A 17986-nucleotide genomic window follows, 5' to 3' on the forward strand; every position below is an offset into this window, starting at 1 on the left:
CTTCGACGGCGACCACGGCAAAGCCCTTGCCTGCTTCGCCAGCGCGCGCTGCTTCCACCGAAGCGTTGAGGGCAAGCAGGTTGGTCTGGAAGGCGATGTCGTCGATCATGCCGATGATGTTGGAGATCTTGGACGAGGACTGGGTAATCCGCTCCATCGCGCCATTGGCCTCCTCCATCAGGCTGCCGCCTTCTTCGGCCGAGCGGGACACTTCGCCTGCCTTGTTCGACGCGACTTCTGCCTGGCTGGCATTGTCGATCACTGTGCGCGCCAATTGCTCCATGGCTGCCGAAGTCTCTTCGATCGTTGCCGCCTGCTTGGTGGTGCGATCGCTGAGGTCGTTGGCGCCGGAAAGGATTTCCGCCGTCGCCGTCCGCAGGGCGCGCGAGGTACCCCGCAATTGCCCGACGACGTCGGTCAGCCGATCGGCGACCGCATTTGTGTCCGACTTCAGTTTGGCGAAGGCGCCGCGATAATTCCCGTGAATACGCTGGGTCAGGTCGGTATCGGCCAGCGCCGAGAGCACCTGGCCGGTCTCGTCGAGCCCGCCTTCCACCGTACCGACGAGCTTGTTGATCCCCGCCGCCAGCGAATTGAGCTCAGCATCGGGGAATTCCGTCTCCACCCGGCGCGAGAAATCGCCATCGATCGCGGCATCCACCACATTGCCGAAGGCCGATTGCAGTTCGGTCATCATCAGCGCTCGCGCGTCGCGATCCCTGATGATGCGTGCCGCTTCCGCCTCGGTCATCTGCGCCACCTTGATGCCGTTGTCGCGGAAGACTTCCACCGAGCGCGACAGTGTGCCGATCTCGTCCTGGCGCGTCATGAACGGCACGGTCACGTCGTAATTACCGTCGGCCATGGTTTCCACCGTGGCGCCGAGCTGCTTGAGCGGACGCCCCACCAGCCACAGCATCAGCATGAAGACGATGCCGACCGCTGCGGCAACGCAGATCGCCGAAAGCCCGATAATGGCCCAGCGTGCTTCCGAGACTGCGGCGCTGAGCGTCGCCTGCGGCACCATGGAGACGACGGTCCAGCGGTCCTGCGTTCCACCGGCATCAAAACTCACGGCCATATAGCGCCAGGGCGCCCCATCCGAGCCAGCCGCTTCCGCCTCGACATAGGTGTCGCTCTTGCTCGCCGCAGCAGCGACTTGCGCCAGTTCGGTATCGGCCGCCAGCGTCGTGCCGACGAGGCTCGCATCCGGGTGGGCGATAACAATGCCGGTCGCCGAGACCAGGGCCACATTGCCGGTGTCGAACGGCCGCAAGGACGCCAGTTCATCATTGATGGCGCCGAGCGAAAGATCGATACCCGCCGTGCCGACATAGGCGCCATCGACCTTGATCGGCAGGCCAAATGAGGTGATCAGCACCTCCTTGCCGCTCACTACATAGGGGTAGGGCTCGATGGCCACGGCCCGATCAAGATTCTTGGGAAGAAGTGCATAGTCGCCGACGCCGGGCTTGTCATAGTCGATCAGCATTTCCTGCACGATCGGCCCGCCGCCGCGCTGCCAATATGGCACGAAGCGCCCGGTCGCATCCCACGGCGCTACGCCGGCAAATTCGGCATCCTTGCCATCGAGTGCGTTGGGTTCCCACGCCGCCCAGGTCGCCAGCAGTTGCGGGTTTTCGGCGAGCACGTTCTGCAGCACGCTGTCATAGCTGGCGCGGTCGACAATGCCGGCGCCCCGCATGGCCGCCGTGGCGCTGCCGATATCGGCTGCTGCCTGCTTGGCTAGAACCAGATCGCGGGAAACCTTTTCGGAAAGCGACCGCGTCGTTTCAGCCTGCAGCTCGCTCGTCTGCCGCTCCACCGAGCTACCGATGCGCTGCACCAGGAACGTCATCCCGACGCAAAACACCAAGGCAATGACAAGACCCGCAAACAGGGAAACCCTGACCGGTAGAGAATTAAGACGCACGGCTTCCTCCCAGACGCCGGCTGTAGTCCTTCTGGGTGCTGGCGTTCGGTGCTCATTATTTGAGCGTTTGGCTCTATTTCTGGTTAACTTTAACAAGCCGCAAAAAAGAGTCCGATCGAGGGACGCTCTCGCCAGTCGCCCCCTGAGATGACGACATGGTTTTGCTGTGACCGGGCGGAATGTGCTGTTTCATTGTCCGGCCCGCTGTTCTTTGGGTACCGCCTTTCTCGTCTCATGCAGTGCGACCGGTTATGCTGAGCCATCATGCCTTTGCCAGGCCTCCCCCTGGTCGCAGTCAGAGAAGAATTCCATGTCCAAGCTCACCCTGATCAGCTTCCCCACTTGCCCCTATGTGCAGCGCGCCGTCATTGCGCTGAAGGAAAAGGGCGTGCCCTTTGAGGTCGTCTATATCGATCTCGCCAACAAGCCTGATTGGTTCCTGGCGCTGTCGCCGCTGGGCAAGGTTCCGGTGCTCAAGGTCGAGCGCGATGGTCACGAGCCGGCCATCATCTTCGAAAGCGCCGTCATCCTCGAATATCTTGAGGACACGATCACCGAAAAGCGGCTCCACCCCAGCGATGCCCTTGAACGCGCTCAGCATCGTTCATGGATCGAATTCGGCTCGCAGGTGCTGGGCGATCTCTGGCGGCTGAGCGCTGCCAAGGACCAGAGCGAGCTCGATGGCGCGCGCCAGGCCCTCGCGGGCAAACTCCGCCGGCTCGAAGACACTATCGAAGGGCCATTGTTTGCCGGCGCCCAGTTCAGCCTCGTCGATGCGGTTTTCGCCCCGGCTTTCCGCCAGCTCGACGCGCTTGAAACGGTGGTGGCGACTGGCCTGACCTCGGACCTGCCAAAGGTAACCGCCTGGCGGCAAAACCTGGCCGCCCGCCCGAGCGTTAGGGAAGCGGCGCCCGCCGATTTCGTAGATCTCTATCTGCACCGCTTGCGCAATAACGACGCGCACGTCCTCAAGGCCGCGGCATAGGGCAGGGCCGGAAAGCCTGTGTGCCGCAACTCCAATGGTTGCGGCACCAGTTCCCGCGAACTGACCCTACCGGACGGCAGCCTGTGATGGCCGATGCCGTCCGATCCGTTGACCCGCTGCCGAAAAGACCTCGATACGCCCTGGGTCGGAAGACACGGTAAGCGGGCCCTCTTTATCGATTTCGCCGTCTTCGCGATGTTCGATGGTCAGGCTCTGCCCATCGGGCAGGGTGGCGTAAAGGTACTGCGTCCCCCCGAGGTATTCGCTGAAATCGACGCTGACCGTGAATGCCGCTTCCCCGCTATTGTTCACCTCAAGGTGCTCGGGTCGCACCCCTATGGTCACGGCCGTTCCCGGTTCGGCTGGTGTGTATCCAAGTGAAATCATGCGACCGGCAAGATCGACCCCGCCCTCCACGGCAACGCCTTCGATAAAATTCATCTTGGGCGAGCCGATGAAGCCGGCAACGAAGATATTGTTCGGGTTTTCATAGACCTCGCGCGGCGTGCCGACCTGCTCGATCCGCCCGTCGCGCAGCACCACGATCTTGTCGGCGAGCGTCATGGCTTCGGTCTGGTCATGGGTCACATAGATCATGGTATTGCCCAGCTCCTTGTGGAGCCGCGCGATCTCGATGCGCATCGACACGCGCAGCTCGGCATCGAGGTTGCTGAGGGGCTCGTCGAACAGGAACACATCGGGTTTGCGCACGATGGCGCGGCCGATGGCAACGCGCTGGCGCTGGCCACCCGACAATTGCCCAGGGCGTCGTTCAAGCAGCGGCTCGATCTTGAGGATTTTTGCAGCAACGGCGACCCGCGCCTCGATTTCCGCCTTGGGCGTATTGGCCATCTTGAGGCCGAAACCGAGATTGTCCCGCACGCTCATATGCGGATAGAGCGCATAGGACTGAAACACCATGGCAATGCCACGCTGCGAGGGATCGAGATCCGTCACATCGCGACCGCCAATGCTGATTTCACCATCGGTCACCTCTTCGAGCCCCGCGATCATGCGCAGAAGAGTGGACTTCCCGCAGCCCGAGGGGCCGACGAAGACGACGAATTCGCCAGCCGCCACATCAAGATCGATGCCGTGGATAACGGCAGTTGCGCCATAGCTTTTGCGGACCTGCCGCAGCGCCATGCCAGTTGCTTGTGCCATGATCGCTCCCTTAGCGTTCGCGCAGCCAGACGAGCATTTCGCCGGGCTCGCGATTATCCCAGAGATGGTAGGGCACGAGGCGAGCCTGCTCCGCCTCGGTCTCGGGCGCCTTGTCGGAATAAAGCGCGTCGCCCCAGTTTTCGGCCGTTTCGCGCAGTACCGGAATGTCGATGGCGATGGCGCCGCGCAGGTTCGGAATGGTCGCTGTCTGCGCTTGCCCCAGCCCACGCTGCAACAGGATCGAATTGAGGCCGGCACCATTGTCGGTGCCTTCGAGGCAATAGACCAGCGGTCCTCGCATCACGGCAACGCGTCCTGCATCATGCCGAACGGCGGGGTGAGCGCGGAGGGTCCGCGGCTCGAGCGGCAGGTCCAGCGTGATCGCGTCGCCCTTGTTCCATTCGCGCTCGATGCGGACATAGCCATCCTTGGTGGTGACGTCTTGGGCTTCGCCATTGATCGCGAGCTTCGCGCCATGCGCCCAGGCAGGGATGCGGAGGGAAACGGCAAAGCGTGCTGATGCTTCAGGCTCGATCCGGATGTCGATATTGCCCGACCAGGGATAGTTGGTCTTCTGCGTCAGCGTGAACTTTGCGCCATTGGCAAGGTCAACCCGCGCCTGACTTTCGGCATAGAGATGCACGGCGATCTCGTCGTCGGCGACGCCGTATATGTAGGAGCCGAGCGAGGTGACGAGGCGCGCGATATTGGGCGGGCAGCAGGGGCAGGGGTGCCAGGTCCAGCGGTGGTGTCCACCGGTCGACTCCAGCGGGTTTTCATAAAAGAAGGTCTTGCCGTCAGTGGAGAGGCCCGAAATAGCGCCATTGTAGAGCGCCTGCTCCATGATATCGGCATAGCGCCGGCTCGGGCGGCGGCCCAGCATGCGGCTGGCCCAGAAGACGAGGCCCACCGAAGCGCAGGTCTCGGCATAGGCCGTGTCATTGGGCAGGTCGTAATAGTCGGTAAAACCCTCATTGGCCGCTGCGGGCCCGATGCCGCCGGTGACATACATCTGCTTTTGCGTCAGGTCGGCCCAGAGGGTTTCGAGCCCCCCCGTCAGGCTGTCGTCGTGATATTCGGTCGCGATATCGGCCATGCCCGAATAGAGATACATGGCGCGCACGGCGTGGCCGACGACCTTGGTCTGCTCGCGCACCGGCAGGTGCGACTGGCCATAGCCGAGCGTATCCTTCTGGTGGCCGCGCACGTCGCGCTTCTGGGCGATAGCTTCCTCGATGAAGAATTTCGGGTCCTGCCCGCGCTCATCGATGAAGAATTTGGCAAGGTCCATATAGGATTGGTTGCCCGTCGCGCGGGAGAGCCGCACCAGCGCCAGCTCGATTTCCTCATGCCCGCAATAGCCACGCACCTGGCCGGGGCCACGACCGAACATTTTGACGAGGTAATCCGCCTTGCGGGACATGACATCGAGGAATTTTCGTTTGCCCGTCGCCTGATAGTAGGCGACCGCACCTTCCATCATGTGGCCGGCGCAGTAGAGCTCGTGGAAATCGCGCAGATTGGTCCACTTCCATTCCGGCTTGATGCGCTGGAAAAAGGAATTGAGGTACCCGTCCGGGTCCTGCAGTTTTTCATACATGTCGATGATGGCATCGGCCCGCGCCTCAAGTTCCGGGTTCGGCTTGCGGTAGAGCGAATAGGCGATGGTCTCGATCGATTTGCCCAGGTCACTGTCCCAGAACATCTGCGACGTGCCGGTCCAGGTGGTGATGGGGATGACGATGCCGGGGCTCGGCACATCCACATTGATCTGGTTGAGCATGCCCGCTTCAACGCAGCGATCGAGAAGGGCGGCGGCGGTGTGGTCGCAGACCGCGTCCTGCCAATCGCCCCAATATCCCTCGACGGTTACGGACGGCACGGGCAGCGGGCGGAACTGGCGATTGGGCGAGAGCGTCATGGTGTTATCCATTGGGTTGGAAGTCATTTGACCGCGCCGGCCATCAGGCCGCGCATGTAGTAGCGTTGCAGCAGAAGGAAGATGACGAGGCAGGGGATGGTCATGACCATCACGCCGGCCTGCACCGCGCCCCAGTTGATGGCACCCAGCCGCCCGGCGCGAACGGCCGTCATCAGCACTGGCAGGGTGTATTTGTCATTGTCCGAAAGGAGGATTAGCGCCGCGAGAAACTCGTTCCAGGCGTTGAGGAAGGCAAAGATCGCCACCGTCGCCACGCCTGGCATGACCAGCGGCAACAGCACCCGCACCAGCAGCTTGAGGTCACGCGCACCGTCGATCCTTGCGGCCTCTTCAATTTCGCGCGGCACCGCATCGAAGGCATTGCGCATCATGAAGACCGAGAAGGGCAGCTGCAGTGTCACATAGACAAGGATCAGCCCAACCAGCGAATTGTTGAGCCCAAGGTTGGCGAGGATGATGAAGAGCGGCGTCAGGATCGACTGGAACGGGATCATCAGCGTGGCGATGATCAAGACAAAGAAGACGTTCTTGAATGGAAACCGGTAGCGGGAAAAGCCATAGCCGGCGAGCAGCGACACGATCACCGTCAGCACGACCGTGCTGAGCGAGACCAGCAGCGAATTGAAGGTGTGCTGCCAGATGCCCGAACCAAAAGTGTCGAGCGTCGCATAGCTGTCGAAGCTGATGCCATTGGTTGGCCATGGCGGCAGCGGTGGCGTCTGGGACTCGCTGCCACTGCGCAGCGACGAGAGCCCGGCCCAGAAGAACGGGGCGAGAAAGAAGAACGAGGCCACGACCCCAAAGCCGTGAAAGCCCAGGCCGCCGAAGAATTTGCGCCGGGCGCGCGTTTGTTTTGTCGCCGCGCTCATTTGTCGTCTCCCACGCGCAGCAGCCAGAGCTGAACGACGCTGAGCGCCACCAGAATGCCGAGAAGGACGATCGACAGCGCCGAGCCATAGCCGAGCTGGAACGACACGAAGGACTGATTGAAGATATAGTAGACGACCGAAATCATCCGGTTCTGCGGCCCCCCGCTGGTCATGATGTAGAATTGGTCGAAGGCCAGCACCGAGCCGGTAACCGAGAGGATCAGCGCCAGGGCCAGCGTCCGCCGCATCAGCGGCAGGGTCAGGAAACGAAAACGCTGCCAGCGGCTCGCGCCATCGATGCGCGCCGCCTCGATCAGGTCGCTGGGAATGGACTGCAGCCCCGTGAGCAGGATGATCATGGTGAAACCAACGATCTTCCAGACGACCATGACGATGATGGTCGGAAACGCATTGTTGAAGGTGGCGAGGAGATTGGCGCTCCGCCCGGTGACGCCGAAGGCGCGGAGGATCGGGCTAAAGAGCCCGCTATCCACATTGGCGAGCCACACCCAGAGCAGCGAGGCCGTCGCAAGACCCACCACCACCGGCAGGAAGAAAATGGTCCGATAGACGCTGACCCCGCGCCGCTCGTTCTGCACGAAAAGCGCCAGCGGAAAGGCGAGGGCGAAAATCGCTATGGTCGCGATGACGGTGTAGTAGGCGGTAAAACTTAGCGCCGCCGCAAAACGCGTGTCGCTGAACATCCTGATATAATTGTCGAGCCCGATCCAACTCGGCTGGCCCAGCAACGGCCAATTGTGAAAGCTCATCCAGACGGTAAACAGCACCGGAATGACGAAGAAGATTGTCACGAGGATGATGGCCGGCGCGATATAGAGCAGCCCCTGCCATTGCCGGTTTTTGCGGGCGCGGCGTCGCGGTTTCTCTGCAGCCGCAAGTGGTGTGGCGATAGTCATGGACATGGAAAGATCCGGTTGAAGATGCGGGAGGCTCTGGCGAGCCAAAACCTCCCGCCTTTCCCCATCAGGGCGCGTTGTCGATGATCGACTGCATTTCGGACTGGGCGGTGGCAAAGGCGCCATCCACGTCGTCGCCATAGATGGCGGCATTGGTGAAGGTTGCCCAAGGGCCATTGGCGCTGTTGATCAGGTCGTTGAACAAGAGCGTATAGGGCGTCTTGGCGACACCGATGGCATCGACGGCCACCTGCAGGCGCGGATCGAGGCCTTCAAGCGTTTGTGCCGCGATATCGGAGCGGGTCGGCAGTGAGCCGTTCTGCGCCAGGATTTTCTGGCCTTCAGGCGAATAGGCGAATTCGATGAATTCCTGCACCGCAGCCAGGCGCGGCGTGTCCTTGGTGACGACGATATTGTCGCCGCCGGCAAAGGACGAGGTGCCGCCCTCAATCCCGGGGATCAGGGTGACGCCAAAGTCGATATCGGGATAGTCATTGACCAGCGTGCCGATGGCGAAGGCGCCGAGGCTCTGGTGCCCGATCTTGCCATTGGTGAAGCTGAGGAAATTGACGCCATTGTCGGTCGCCGAACCCTCTGGAACGAGGTCCTTCTCCACCATGGACCGGTACTTGTCGACGGCGGCACGCATCTGCGGCGTGTCGAGCGTTGCCGTCTGACCATCCTCGGAGAGAATGTCCACACCCGAAGCCCAGACGAGCGGGGTGAAGGTAAAAATCATGCAGCCGCCGCAGGAGCCGCCGGAGAAATAGAAGCCGTAATTATCCCCGCCGAGCGCGCGAATGGCTTCGGCATTGGCTTCGACTTCATCCCAATTGGCTGGCGCCTTTTCGGGGTCGAGGCCGGCCTGTTCGTAAAGGCCCTTGTTCCAGGCGAGCACCGAGGTTTCAACCAGCAGCGGCAGGCCATAGACCTTGTCTTCATAGGTGCCGAGCGCGACGTGCGACGGGGACAGGCTATCAAAGTATTCGAGGCCCTTGGCCCATTCGGTCAGATCCTGCAACTGCCCCGCGGCGGCAAAGGCCGGGGTGTAGATCAGGTCGAGCGAGAGCGCGTCAGGCGCCTGGCCGCCGGCAATGGCGGTGGCGTATTTCTGCACCAGCTCGGCGAACGGCACTTCGGTCAGCGCGATCTGGTTCTCGTGGCTGGCATTATAGGCGTCGGCCAGCGAGGTGAAGGCGGTACCGATGCCGGTCCGCACCCACATATTGATGGTTTCCTGCGCCATGGCGTTGGACACAAGGCACAGCGAAGCAAGACTGGTCGCGACCAGCAGTTTCCGGATCATGATTTTACTCCTCCCAAAGTGGACCTGTGCGTCGGTCCCTCACGTTTTAGCTGCGGGGCATACCCCCGCAGGATTGTCTGACCACGAGCTGGCACGGCAGCTTGCGTATCCCCGGCTCGACAGTCGCTCCCGCTGCCAAAGCCAGAACCAGGCGACCAGCTTCCCGGCCGAGTTCCTTCAGATTCATGTCGATCGTGGTGAGCGGCGGACGCGTCGCCGCCGCCACGATTTCCCAATTGTCGAACCCGACAACCGACACGTCGCCCGGAATTGAAACGCCGCGCTCGCGTAGCGCATCGACGACGCCACGCGCGATCTGGTCATTGCCGCAGAAAATGGCGTCGGGCTTGTCGCCGTCTTCCCCCCAGATCTGCGCGACGGCCTCATGGCCCCACTGCTCGGACCAGGTGCCATACAAAACCCGTGCGCCGTCCCCCACCGACGCGCGATAGGCGCCGGCCCGCTCTTCCACCGAGGCAAAAGTCTTGGGGCCGGTGACATGCACGATCCGTCGCCGGCCAAGGCCCTTGAGCCACTCGACCGCCTCGCGAGACCCCTCGGCATCGTCGGAAACAAGGCTCACCGCATCGTCCGGACCCTTGGTGAACGCGTAGACGACCGGAACGCTGAGATTGGTGAGATCGACAGGCAATTGCCGATCGATCCGCTTGCCCGAAGCGATGATGCCATCGACCTGCTTGTCGAGCATGGCATCGACATGAATTTTCGCCAGCGCCGGATCGTCTTCGATGGCGCAGAGGAAAACCGACACGCCCTGATCGACCAAGGCCTCGGAAACTCCGGCCATCAGCGGCAAGGTAAATCGCCCATAGGTATCGTTGGTCAGCACACCCACGGTAAAGCTGCGACGCTGGATGAGGCCACGCGCCATGGCATTCGGCCGGAACCCGAGGCTGCTCGCAGCCTCCTTGACGCGCGAACGCGTTTCTTCCGTCATCCGCCCTGTATCGTTCAGCGCTTTCGAAGCGGTCGCAACGCTGACGCCCGCTGCCTGCGCAACGTCATAAATCCGCACCCGCTTCGTCGGCAGTACTGACAATTGTCTATCCCGTGAGAAACCCTTTTCTCACGACAGAAAAATCCTTTTCTCAAACGCCTGTCAAGTCGATTTCTCAACACAAGGGAGTCTGCAGCATTCGGCGCGTCGTGCGCTGCGTAGCTTGGCTTCGTAGGCAACAATCGGAAACCGCTGCACCGGCTCGAAGACTCAGCTAGATCAGGCGCGTGCGCATCTGGGCAAAGCGAATCTGATGGTAGAGACCGACCTTTATCTGCCGCTGAAGGCCTTCATGGAGGGCGCCGGTTACTCGGTCAAAGGCGAAGTCAACGGCTGCGATCTGGTCGGCGTGAAAGAGGGTGACCCTTCGGTCGTCATCGTTTGCGAGATGAAGCTGACGTTCAATCTTGAACTGGTCATGCAGGGCGTCAACCGGGCCTCGATCTGCGACGAAGTCTGGCTTGCTGCGCGCACCTCCAAGACCGGAAAAGGTCGCGAGCACGACGCGCGGTTCCGCAATCTCTGCCGGCGCCTGGGCTTCGGCCTCATCGCCGTATCGGCGTCCGGTGTGGTCGACGTCATCGTCACGCCCTTTGCCGCGACACCGCGCCGCGATCCCAAAAGACGCTCCCGGCTTCTTGATGAGCACAAACGCCGGGTAGGCGATCCGCAGGTCGGGGGCGGCCGCGGCAAGCCGATCATGACTGCCTATCGGCAAGACTGCATCGTCTGCGCCACCGCATTGCTGGCCGGCCCGCAAAGCCCCAAGCAATTGAAGCTTCTGGTCGCAAGAGCCCCGACAATTCTGCGGAGCAACGTTTACGGCTGGTTCGTCCGCGAGAGCAGGGGCGTCTACGGCCTGACCGAACTCGGCAAAACCGCAGTCCTGCCGCGGTGAGCGGAGGTCACCAAGGCGCTTAAATGGCCACGTCCCGCGGGTCAGCGGGATAATCCGCAAATGCCAGAGGTGAGGTTTTCGCCTGGCGGGCTTGTGTCCTTCGATACGGACACGGTCGTGTCCGCAGCCGTCGGGAGAGTACAACCCGTTACTGGCGCTTGTAGGTGATGGTCTGGCACAAGATCGCCATACGACACCCTTGGATGTTGATTGTGTCGGGGCCGGTCTGCGTCACCGTAACTTGGGCGCTTAGATCCCCTGCAGTGATTTTGCCCTTCCAACTGTTGGGCCCGTTTGCGGTTGTCTCCATCACCTGCTTGCCGACATGAGTGAGGTTTGCGGGTGTTGCCGACTTACCTTTGAGAACATCCAGCGTTCCGCATAGATCGGTGCCGGCGCCGCACAACGAGAAGGTGAAGCTGGTGCCGTACTGGTCAGCAAACGTGCCCTTGGGGTTGAACGTGCTGCCCTGGGCAAAGGCAGGGGCGGCGATGGCCATGGCAAATGACGCCAGGCACACAATGGCGCAATTTTTGAACATTCGAATATCTCCGATGGAAGAAGGAACTGCTTTGACATTGTTGGTCGAGCTGCCTTGTACCCGTCGTCGTCGCCCTGTGGCTTCCCCAGAACTAGGGATAACCGTGGCGGGCAATTCCGGAGTTTGTTGATGGGTCGGGTCCGACCGGCGGATCGAGGACGCATCTCGATATCGAGCGTCTCGGCCACGACGTCGCGGAATCATCGGGAGACCAGATGCCGGTTGTTCGAGGGTGGGCTCGAACATCCGCGGTGCACCTACCAAAGGTTGTTCCGGGGATCGCGCATTCTTGCAGCGCGGTCCCCAAGCCACTCCGTTGCGGCCGGTGTCCCGATGACGGCGCCCGCGCGGAGCCCAAAGGAAAAGGGCGGCCCGGAGGACCGCCCTCTCCACGTGGCGGCCAGCGTTGGTGTGCTATGCGGTTTCTGCTAGTTGGATGGGGTGCATTGCAGGTTCCATGAAAGTCGTTTGGTTATGAGAGTCAGCAAGAGAGAACTAATCCTCACCAGCATTCGGACCATCGTCGAACGAGACGGCATCACGGCATTGACCTTCGATGCTGTGGCGGCGGAAACTGGGATCACAAGGGGCGGTATTCTCTACCATTTCCCATCTCGGGAGGCTCTTGTCCGTGCCGCCAACGAGTTCGCCGCCAATGGGTGGGAGGCTTCTCTGTCCGAAAAGCTTGGCAAGGACCGCGACGAAGCAAGCGCAGCGGAACGCCTGATTGCCTATGTCAAAGTTGCCGCAGTTTCGGTGGACCGCTCCGACTTGGCGCTGATCATGGAAAGTGCGACTGACCCGACGATGGGTGGGTTCTGGGTAGAGACTTATGATCGTTGGGTAGAGGCGTCGCCAGACCCGAACGATGACGCATCTATGTTGGCGTTCATCGCGCGCCTGGCTGCCGATGGTCTGTGGCTGCATGACGCCTTGCTCTCACGCCCGCTGCCGGAGGCAACCAAGGCCAAGGTAATTGAGCGGCTGGTTGCGATGATTTCTCGCACGGCCTGAGAGAACTCCGTATCTTAGATCGGCTCGCCGGCACCTTCGGGTAATTCCACGCGATGGATGCCATACCATCGCTCCCAGCCGTCATCACGGCTATCAGAACGGCACCCAGGGTGCGGTCGGTGGCGTATCAATCTGCCTTCGCGATGCGGGTAGGGCGCGCATCAATGGTGGACGATTGAGACGTCACCCTTCTTGCCCCAGGCAAACGCGACCGTGCCGACCAACAGAGCCACCATGATCGTGGTCCCGATAAACAGGGCGGAGGCGACGCCGTCTAGAAAAGCTGCGTTCGCTGCAGAGACGACCGCCTGCTGCGTTGCCGTTGCGACATTGGTCAGGGCAAGCAACGTCTGGTCGATACTGTCCCACGCCGAGGCCGGTAGATTGGCCTCGGCAGGGGGAGCAAAGTTTGTGGCATATGCTGAAGCCATCACACTGCCCATGACCGCCACACCGAGTGTGCCCCCCAATTCGTAGGAAATGGACTCGATCGACCCGGCCATTCCCGCCTGCTCCTCTGGGGCGCCCATCATGATGGCGGTCGAGGCGACGGCCATGCCGCCACCCATGCCAAGCCCGATGAGACCCATTGTCGTCATTTCCCAAACCATGGGGGCGAGGTGACCGGAATATGCGTAGAGAGCCACGCCGAGTGCCGCCAAACCCATCATGATTGCAATCATGCGCTCCATGCCAACCCTAAGCATGAGGCCACCGACAGCTGGTCCGCTGACAAAAGAAGCCAGGGCTATGGGCAAGACGAATAGTCCTGCCTGCAGGGGCGAGAGACCTCTCACTAGCTGCAGTTCCTGGCTGAGAATGTACTGCACCCCCATAAGGCTGAAGCCTGCGACGAGAGCAACCGTTGCCCCAAGCGAGAAACGGCCTTTCTGGAAGAGTTTGAAATCAATTAGAAGCGCCGATGTAGCCGTCTGGCGATGGAGGAAGCGCCAGCCGAACACTATCCCCAAGGCCGCCGAACTGAGCACTTCGTGCCAGTGGATTTCTGGCTTGAGCAAACCCTTCAGTCCATAGAGTAGCGCGATCAACGAGATCGTCAGGTAGGCCGAAGTCAGTGCATCCCATCGACGATCAGGATTTCCAGGCACGTGCGGAATTCTCGTCAGCGCCAGGACCAGTGTGACTATGACAATGGGCACATTGATCAGAAAAACCGCGCCCCACCAAAAATGCTCCAGCAAAATCCCGCCGATGATCGGTCCAAGAGCTGCCGCTCCTGCCCAGACGGCACCCCAGATGCCGATGGCGGTAGCGCGCTCCTGGTCTTGCTTGAAAACCAGACGAACGATTGAGAGCGTCGCCGGCATCATCATCGCGGCCCCTACCGCGAGCAGCCCGCGTGCCGCGATAAGCACAGTGGGGGAGGGTGCGAACGCGGCTAACGTTGAGGAAACGCCGAAGACAATCAGGCCCCAGATCAGAATTGTGCGACTTCCGACACGGTCGGCGAGCGTGCCAAAGCCAGGCAGCAGTCCTGCCATGACAAGACTGTAGGCGTTCACCATCCAGAGTTTCTCTGTGGTGGTGGCACCAAGCTGCTGGGACAGGCTTGGCAGTGCGACGTTGAGCACCGTCATATCGATTCCAATGAGCAGCAAAGCACTCGAGATAATGGCCAGTACCAGCCAAGGATTTGATTTAGTCATGGTCGTACTTTCAGCGGCAGCCGATATGCGTCAGCAATTGGAGTTCCAAACATTTGACCGGGCACCGCTTAGCGGCGGGGAGGCGCGAACACCATGGCGACGCGCTGCTCGGTATCTATCAAACTAAACTAACATGAATGTATAGTTTGAACAAGCGCTGAGGCAATGAACTTGGCTGCCGGCCGTTGTCGAGATCGGGGCGCTGCCCATTGGAACACCGAGACATCTGGTTTCCGCGTTGAGAGCATCGGTGAGTCGCGTCACCTCGACGCCACCACCGAGTATCATCTCCGATCTGGTGATGTATGCGCTGAAGGCAAGGCGACCACAGACCCGTTATGCGGTGGGAATGATGGCGAGACTTTTGCTGCTGCATTGCTATCGGACCGGATGTTCGATCGTTTGGTCACGACCGCCTTCCGTTGATCCTCAAAGAGAAGATGGGCGATGTGCACCGGTGCGGAACACGTCGCCCTGCCGATAAGGGAAGCGATAAAAGCCCTCGAACTCCTGCACCAGGAAGTCGACGAAAGCGCGTATGTGCGGATTGGCAAAGCGGTGATCGTGATAGAGCACGGTGACCGAAGTGGCTGCGGTGGTCCAGGTTGGCAGCACCTCCACCAACTCTCCTCCCAGTAGATGCTCCTGGGCGAAAAATTCAGGGAATAGGCCAATGCCGCTACCCTGTATGGCACAAACCTTGGCCACCCAGTTGTCATCGGTACGCAAATGCCCCCTAGGATCGATCACTGCGCTGGTCTTTCCGTCGCTGAGAGACCAGGCACTGACGCCGTGGGGAGGAACGCCGGCGAGCAGGTCATGCTGGCGCAAATCATCGGGCGTGCCGGGAGTTCCGCGCCTCGCCAGATATGACGGCGCTGCGTAAAGCCGGCTCACGTAGCGCGCGAAGCCGCGAGCTACCAGATTGGCGCTGTTTTCGACAACGGGAAGTCCAGAACAGATCATGCAATCGAGATCGGTCTCGCGCATCAGTAGACGACCTATCGGCATGACATGAAGATCGAGCGCTACTTCGGCATGCGTGCGGCCAAATTGTAGCGCCAGCGGCGCCAGCAGGTTGGTCGAGAGTTCGTCGGTCGCGCCAATGCTCAAACGGACGCTTTGGGCAGGTCGTTGGCCGGCAACCGCATCCATCGCCCGCGTGTAGGCCAGCTCCACATCCTGGGCGTGCTTGAGGAAGGTCCGGCCAGCTTCGGTTGGCACCAGACCAGTGCCGGAGCGTGTCAGCAGCACGGCGCCAACATCTTTTTCCAGCCTGCGCAGCCGATGACTAAGCGTGGCTTTGGGGAGGCTCTGATCGCGTGCAGTGCGCGACAGGGATCCCGATGCCACGATCCACGCAAAAGCCCGAACGTCATCGATTTGCATGGTCACTCCCGTTCAAAAACTTGAACGAGCATCCATGATTAAACCGGCCTGACAAGCCCGCATGGACTGGAAATAGTCTTCATCTTGTCACCATTCAAAACCTCAGGGGCCGGTTGAAAGAAGCTGGCCGTTCAAGGATAGCCCTTATGCATCACAAAAGACTGCTCCTCTCCGCCTTGTTGGCAGCGTCCCTTGGGGCGGCCCAGCCTGCACTATCCGCCAAGTTCATTTATGATCAGGACCTGACTGGCCCGGGGGGTACTGCTGTACAGCCGATCCTGCTGTTCATGAACGCGCCCGATGTTGAACTGCTGGGTATCACCGGCGTTATCGGTGACGACTGGGTGGCCAAGGGTGTTGCCCACACGCTGCGTTTTCTCGAGCTTGCCGGCCATCCCGAGGTTCCGGTCTACGCCGGGGCCAGCGAACCGCTCGTCAACACGCCCGAGCGCATGACCATCTGGGAAAGCGTCTATGGCCCCATCAGTTGGAAGGGTGCATGGAACGGCTATGAGGACCGGGCTGCCGACTTCGACCCCGATGTCGCGCCAGACCTCAAGGAAGGTAATCCGACTATCACAGCGCAGGACCAGTCGGCCGTGCAGTTCATGATCGAGCAGGTCCATAAATATCCCGGCGAAGTCACGATCGTCGCCGGTGGTCCCCTCACCAACATCGCCCTTGCGGTGCGACAGGACCCCGAATTCGCCAGCCTGGTGAAGAGCGTGGTGATTTCCAACGGACCGAAATCTGATTTCGACGCCGCGACCGGCGAAGTGAAATCGATCGATGCCTTCAACACCGTCTTCGATCCGGAGGCCGCCCAGATCGTCCTGACAGCGGGCTTTGACTCCATCGTCGTGACGGGGTTGATCAACACCACTGTCACGGTCGATACGGCCCTGGTCGAGGCCATGAAGAAGGAAGGCTCCGAGCTCAGCTCCTACCTCGTCGACAATGCCTGGCTGGACCTGCCATTGTGGGACGAGGTCATCGCAGCAGTGGCTATCGACCCCAGCCTGGTTAAGCGCGCCGCCACGATCACCGCGGCGGTCGACACCAATTTTGGCCGCTCTTACGGGCAGATGCTTGCCTTCAAGGACGGTGTCGACCCCGGGATTGGATCAGGCAAGGTCGAGATCGCCCTTGAACTCGACGCCGATCGGTTCCGCACGATGTTCCTCGATGCCGTGCATGCTGCTGAATAATTGAAGTGATGACAGGCGAGGATTGCCACCATGGCCTCGGCCAGCATTCTCGCCTGTGACTCCGGGAAGGCCAGAATTGCGGGGTCCATGCCGGAGCATGAGCTACAAAACTGTTGGAGCAGAGTGCGGCGTAGGGCGCCAGCACGGCTGGTGCGTCACTGGGCTGCGATCTTGCAGAAAGAGGGGCGTCGCTGAGGCAGCATAACCGCGACACCCCCAAAATTTCCCGATTACCGGGCAAGCGCTTCCATGAACTCCGCTTTCACCCCTTCGACATCGAGGTCGACGCAAACGTTGACCGCCGGACGGCCCTCAGTCCGATAAGTTCGCCCGATCTCTTCACCATCCAAAACCACACCAAGGGGCGTGCTGTCCGTTTTGAAGAGCTCAGGATGCAGTGCGGCAATGATTGTCATCGGGTCATGGAAGCCGCAACCGGCCTCACCCACAGTCTTGTAGAACTTGAGATAGAAGTGGCTGATGTCGCGGAGAAAGCCGCCGTGGACTGAATTTATCTCGGCCATCTTCGTGAAGTCCTCGGCCATGAGGATCAGCTTCATGGTGACGTCGAGGCCTACCATGGTGATATTGGCCCCACTTTGAAGCACCACGTCCAGGGCATGAGGATCATGCCAGGTGTTAGCTTCTGCGAAGGGCGTGACGTTGCCCTGGCGGTCCAGTGTCCCGCCCATAAATACGATGCTCTTCAGGTTTTTCGCGAAATCAGGATCGAGATCGATCGCGTCGGCAACATTGGTCATTGGGCCAACCGGGCAAAGAACGATCTGGCCAGGATTTTCGCGAGCAACGCGGCACAAGAATTCGGCCGCGGTCTCGGCAATCGCTTTGCCCTTCGGGGCGGGGACCTTGAGATTACCAAAACCTTCCGGACCATGGACATGAGCGGATGGCTCAAAGGGGGGGAGGACCCTCGGGACGTTTGCACCTTCCGCTACAGGAATGTCCAACCCCAACCGCTCCGAAAGGTAGAGTGCATTGTGGGTGCCCTGCGACGCGGTGACATTGCCGAATACCGTGGTAAGGCCCAGCAATTCAATGTCGGGATGCAACGCGGCAAAGGTAATGGCCATCGCATCGTCAACTCCGGGATCGGTATCGATGACGAGTTTCATAA

The 17986-nt window shown here is 60.7% G+C and carries 15 protein-coding genes; 4 read left to right on the plus strand and 11 right to left on the minus strand.

Annotated features, from left to right (window positions below; translation table 11 throughout):
- Positions 1 to 1933 (minus strand): methyl-accepting chemotaxis protein (locus ABW043_RS14790; protein WP_353921966.1); only part of this gene is annotated, 1933 nt, incomplete at its 3' end.
- 310 nt (positions 1934 to 2243) lie between these two features.
- Here ABW043_RS14790 and ABW043_RS14795 point away from each other — a divergent pair.
- Positions 2244 to 2918 carry a glutathione S-transferase family protein gene (locus ABW043_RS14795; RefSeq protein ID WP_353921967.1) on the plus strand — a complete coding sequence of 225 codons (675 nt, stop codon included), beginning with the start codon at positions 2244 to 2246 and terminating at the stop codon, positions 2916 to 2918.
- A gap of 66 nt (positions 2919 to 2984) precedes the next feature.
- Here the strand turns inward: ABW043_RS14795 and ABW043_RS14800 are convergent, their stop codons facing one another.
- From ABW043_RS14800 to ABW043_RS14825, 6 genes are all read right to left on the minus strand, one after another.
- A complete protein-coding gene (locus ABW043_RS14800; RefSeq protein WP_353921968.1) occupies positions 2985 to 4082 on the minus strand; it encodes an ABC transporter ATP-binding protein in 1098 nt (365 codons plus the stop codon).
- A 10-nt stretch (positions 4083 to 4092) separates the two neighbouring features.
- The gene (locus ABW043_RS14805) at positions 4093 to 6003 is read right to left on the minus strand and encodes a glycoside hydrolase family 127 protein (protein ID WP_353921987.1); all 1911 of its coding nucleotides are present in this window, start codon (positions 6001 to 6003) and stop codon (positions 4093 to 4095) included.
- Positions 6004 to 6026: 23 nt separating this feature from the next.
- Positions 6027 to 6893, minus strand: a complete 867-nt coding sequence (locus ABW043_RS14810; protein WP_353921969.1) for a carbohydrate ABC transporter permease — start codon at positions 6891 to 6893, stop codon at positions 6027 to 6029.
- Positions 6890 to 7810 (minus strand): carbohydrate ABC transporter permease, encoded by a 921-nt coding sequence (locus tag ABW043_RS14815; RefSeq protein ID WP_353921988.1) that lies wholly within the window; start codon positions 7808 to 7810, stop codon positions 6890 to 6892. Before ABW043_RS14815 ends, ABW043_RS14810 begins: the two co-directional genes overlap by 4 nt.
- A gap of 67 nt (positions 7811 to 7877) precedes the next feature.
- Positions 7878 to 9116, minus strand: coding sequence for an ABC transporter substrate-binding protein (locus ABW043_RS14820; protein ID WP_353921970.1), 1239 nt, complete (start codon positions 9114 to 9116; stop codon positions 7878 to 7880).
- Positions 9117 to 9162: 46 nt separating this feature from the next.
- The gene (locus ABW043_RS14825) at positions 9163 to 10176 is read right to left on the minus strand and encodes a LacI family DNA-binding transcriptional regulator (protein ID WP_353921971.1); all 1014 of its coding nucleotides are present in this window, start codon (positions 10174 to 10176) and stop codon (positions 9163 to 9165) included.
- A 211-nt stretch (positions 10177 to 10387) separates the two neighbouring features.
- Between ABW043_RS14825 and ABW043_RS14830 the strand changes: the two genes are divergently transcribed.
- Positions 10388 to 11032 carry a DUF2161 domain-containing phosphodiesterase gene (locus ABW043_RS14830; protein ID WP_353921972.1) on the plus strand — a complete coding sequence of 215 codons (645 nt, stop codon included), beginning with the start codon at positions 10388 to 10390 and terminating at the stop codon, positions 11030 to 11032.
- Between the two features lie 148 nt (positions 11033 to 11180).
- Here the strand turns inward: ABW043_RS14830 and ABW043_RS14835 are convergent, their stop codons facing one another.
- Positions 11181 to 11531, minus strand: coding sequence for a hypothetical protein (locus ABW043_RS14835; protein WP_353921973.1), 351 nt, complete (start codon positions 11529 to 11531; stop codon positions 11181 to 11183).
- 516 nt (positions 11532 to 12047) lie between these two features.
- Between ABW043_RS14835 and ABW043_RS14840 the strand changes: the two genes are divergently transcribed.
- On the plus strand, positions 12048 to 12587 hold the full coding sequence (locus ABW043_RS14840) for a TetR/AcrR family transcriptional regulator (protein WP_353921989.1): 540 nt from the start codon (positions 12048 to 12050) through the stop codon (positions 12585 to 12587).
- Positions 12588 to 12748: 161 nt separating this feature from the next.
- Here the strand turns inward: ABW043_RS14840 and ABW043_RS14845 are convergent, their stop codons facing one another.
- Both ABW043_RS14845 and ABW043_RS14850 read right to left on the minus strand, forming a co-directional pair.
- Complete coding sequence (locus ABW043_RS14845; RefSeq protein WP_353921974.1) at positions 12749 to 14254, minus strand: MFS transporter; 1506 nt, start codon at positions 14252 to 14254, stop codon at positions 12749 to 12751.
- 429 nt (positions 14255 to 14683) lie between these two features.
- Positions 14684 to 15643 carry a LysR family transcriptional regulator gene (locus ABW043_RS14850; protein WP_353921975.1) on the minus strand — a complete coding sequence of 320 codons (960 nt, stop codon included), beginning with the start codon at positions 15641 to 15643 and terminating at the stop codon, positions 14684 to 14686.
- Positions 15644 to 15789: 146 nt separating this feature from the next.
- Here ABW043_RS14850 and ABW043_RS14855 point away from each other — a divergent pair, with 146 nt between their 5' ends.
- On the plus strand, positions 15790 to 16851 hold the full coding sequence (locus tag ABW043_RS14855; RefSeq protein ID WP_353921976.1) for a nucleoside hydrolase: 1062 nt from the start codon (positions 15790 to 15792) through the stop codon (positions 16849 to 16851).
- Between the two features lie 230 nt (positions 16852 to 17081).
- Here the strand turns inward: ABW043_RS14855 and ABW043_RS14860 are convergent, their stop codons facing one another.
- The gene (locus ABW043_RS14860) at positions 17082 to 17984 is read right to left on the minus strand and encodes a nucleoside hydrolase (RefSeq protein ID WP_353921977.1); all 903 of its coding nucleotides are present in this window, start codon (positions 17982 to 17984) and stop codon (positions 17082 to 17084) included.
- Positions 17985 to 17986: the final 2 nt, after the last annotated feature.

It is taken from the genome of Devosia sp., assembly GCF_040509215.1.
Lineage (GTDB): Bacteria > Pseudomonadota > Alphaproteobacteria > Rhizobiales > Devosiaceae > Devosia.

What these genes read in the sequence shown, in the direction of transcription:
- ABW043_RS14795 (WP_353921967.1), top strand. Translation starts at nt 2,244, where the DNA reads ATGTCCAAGCTCACCCTGATCAGCTTCCCCACTTGCCCCTATGTGCAG.
- ABW043_RS14800 (WP_353921968.1), bottom strand. Translation starts at nt 4,082, where the DNA reads ATGGCACAAGCAACTGGCATGGCGCTGCGGCAGGTCCGCAAAAGCTAT.
- ABW043_RS14805 (WP_353921987.1), bottom strand. Translation starts at nt 6,003, where the DNA reads ATGACGCTCTCGCCCAATCGCCAGTTCCGCCCGCTGCCCGTGCCGTCC.
- ABW043_RS14810 (WP_353921969.1), bottom strand. Translation starts at nt 6,893, where the DNA reads ATGAGCGCGGCGACAAAACAAACGCGCGCCCGGCGCAAATTCTTCGGC.
- ABW043_RS14815 (WP_353921988.1), bottom strand. Translation starts at nt 7,810, where the DNA reads ATGACTATCGCCACACCACTTGCGGCTGCAGAGAAACCGCGACGCCGC.
- ABW043_RS14820 (WP_353921970.1), bottom strand. Translation starts at nt 9,116, where the DNA reads ATGATCCGGAAACTGCTGGTCGCGACCAGTCTTGCTTCGCTGTGCCTT.
- ABW043_RS14830 (WP_353921972.1), top strand. Translation starts at nt 10,388, where the DNA reads ATGGTAGAGACCGACCTTTATCTGCCGCTGAAGGCCTTCATGGAGGGC.
- ABW043_RS14835 (WP_353921973.1), bottom strand. Translation starts at nt 11,531, where the DNA reads ATGGCCATCGCCGCCCCTGCCTTTGCCCAGGGCAGCACGTTCAACCCC.
- ABW043_RS14840 (WP_353921989.1), top strand. Translation starts at nt 12,048, where the DNA reads ATGAGAGTCAGCAAGAGAGAACTAATCCTCACCAGCATTCGGACCATC.
- ABW043_RS14845 (WP_353921974.1), bottom strand. Translation starts at nt 14,254, where the DNA reads ATGACTAAATCAAATCCTTGGCTGGTACTGGCCATTATCTCGAGTGCT.
- ABW043_RS14850 (WP_353921975.1), bottom strand. Translation starts at nt 15,643, where the DNA reads ATGCAAATCGATGACGTTCGGGCTTTTGCGTGGATCGTGGCATCGGGA.
- ABW043_RS14855 (WP_353921976.1), top strand. Translation starts at nt 15,790, where the DNA reads ATGCATCACAAAAGACTGCTCCTCTCCGCCTTGTTGGCAGCGTCCCTT.
- ABW043_RS14860 (WP_353921977.1), bottom strand. Translation starts at nt 17,984, where the DNA reads ATGAAACTCGTCATCGATACCGATCCCGGAGTTGACGATGCGATGGCC.